The following is a 1,719-nucleotide window of genomic DNA, read 5'->3' on the forward strand; positions in this document are numbered from 1 at the left end:
AGTACGGCTTGGAATAGGATTGTCATAACGTTCAGCTTCAGCTTTCGCTTCGGGGTCAGCCCAGTTTTTTGTCATGTCGTTTGGTTTCACGCTTGGCAGATAAGTTTAGCATAAGTCATGCAGACCCGAACTGCACGTTTAGGTTTGCAATAATGTGTTATGCACTACAGTATTTTGATGAAGAAATAATATCTATCTTAACAAGCGTTTGATCGAAAAAGACGAAAATAATGAGAAAATTGCTTAAAAAATAATTCATTGAACTAAAAAACAAGAAAATTTCACTATGATGACTTGAACAATAGGGTTTTAGTTTGTATTATGGCGGCTCGTTCCGGTGAGGGGGATGAGTGGCTGAAATCACTTCCCTGCTAAGGAAGCATACCTATTACTGGTATCGAGGGTTCGAATCCCTCTCTCACCGCCATTTACTTAATGCGCTCATAGCTCAGCTGGATAGAGCACTTGGCTACGAACTAAGGGGTCGGGAGTTCGAATCTCTCTGAGCGCACCAACTTGAAGAATTAACCGCTTTTATAGCGGTTTTTTTGTGCCTGTTTTTTAGTACTTTAAAAAATCTAAATTTATAACTTTTTAATTATATTAGAGATAATCATAAATGAACTTAGCTTTATTTGACTTTGATGGCACGATCACTCATAACGATACATTCAGTCTATTCCTTAAATTTTCTTTAAATAAAAAAACTCAAATACTAGGTGGTATTCGACTTGCACCTTATATAGCGGGTTATAAGCTTGGATGGGTAACCGATAAAACTATCCGAACTAAACTCTGTCAGGTGGGATACGTGGGCTATGATGCAGATTCCCTAAAATATATGGGACAAGAGTTTGCTAAAAATGTCCTTCCTACCTGTGTGCGTCAAAATGCTTTGGAGCGTATTCTTTGGCATAAACAACAAGGTGATCAGGTTGTGGTTGTATCTGCATCATTAGGTGTTTATTTAGAAAGCTGGTGCCAATCTTTAGATTTAGAGGTTATATGTAATCAACTTGAAATACGTGATGGTATTTTGACAGGTGATTTTATTAATGGTGATTGCGGTTATTTAGAAAAAGTAAATAGAATAAAAAACAATTATGATTTAACTCAGTATTCTACAATTTATGCTTATGGTGATACACCTAATGATTATGCAATGTTAGAGCTGGCTCATAAGAAATATTATAGATGGGAAGAAGTAAATTAATATTTAAAAATATATTAATAAATAAAGCCACTTGTAATAAGTGGCTTTATTTTAACGACTTATATTAAACAGTATTGAAAGAGTTTTCTAAGAAGTTATCGGTAAGTAATGATGTAGGTACGATAGTATGCGTTGTATTAGTTACGCTTGATACTGTCGACGTTACACCACCGAGTAAGCTACCACCAGTTAATCCGCCTAGTAAATTAGAAATAACATCTAATCCGCCTTCACCAGTCACACCGCCCGTTAAGCTACCCACGATATCTGTTACGATGCCGATAGGGTTGTCTGTACCGCCAGTAACGCCACCAGTTAAGCCGCCTAGAAGGTCGGTCACTAAGCCAAGAGGGTTATCACCATCTACGCTACCAGTTAAACCGCCAAGTAAATCAGTGACTAAGCCTAGTGAGCTATCTCCACCAGTAACCCCACCAATAGTTCCTGTCAATCCACCAATGATTTCTGTTACTAAGCCAGTAGCAGTTGTGCCATTTGTAATCAGC

At 37.6% G+C, this 1,719-nt stretch carries 1 protein-coding gene, 2 tRNA genes and 1 pseudogene; 3 read left to right on the forward strand and 1 reads right to left on the reverse strand.

Annotated features, from left to right (window positions below; all coding sequences use genetic code 11):
* The first annotated feature begins 336 nt into the window (after positions 1 to 336).
* From J536_RS24230 to J536_RS24240, 3 genes are all read left to right on the forward strand, one after another.
* Positions 337 to 427, forward strand: a tRNA-Ser gene (locus J536_RS24230).
* Positions 428 to 437: 10 nt separating this feature from the next.
* Positions 438 to 514, forward strand: a tRNA-Arg gene (locus J536_RS24235).
* Between the two features lie 105 nt (positions 515 to 619).
* Positions 620 to 1,213: an HAD-IB family hydrolase gene (locus J536_RS24240; protein WP_005078312.1), complete on the forward strand. Its 594-nt coding sequence runs from the start codon at positions 620 to 622 to the stop codon at positions 1,211 to 1,213.
* Between the two features lie 64 nt (positions 1,214 to 1,277).
* Here the strand turns inward: J536_RS24240 and J536_RS24245 are convergent.
* Positions 1,278 to 1,719 (reverse strand): annotated as a pseudogene (locus tag J536_RS24245) (hypothetical protein); the annotation flags it as partial.

Source organism: Acinetobacter sp. 809848, from assembly GCF_000581275.1.
GTDB classification, from domain to species: domain Bacteria; phylum Pseudomonadota; class Gammaproteobacteria; order Pseudomonadales; family Moraxellaceae; genus Acinetobacter; species Acinetobacter pittii.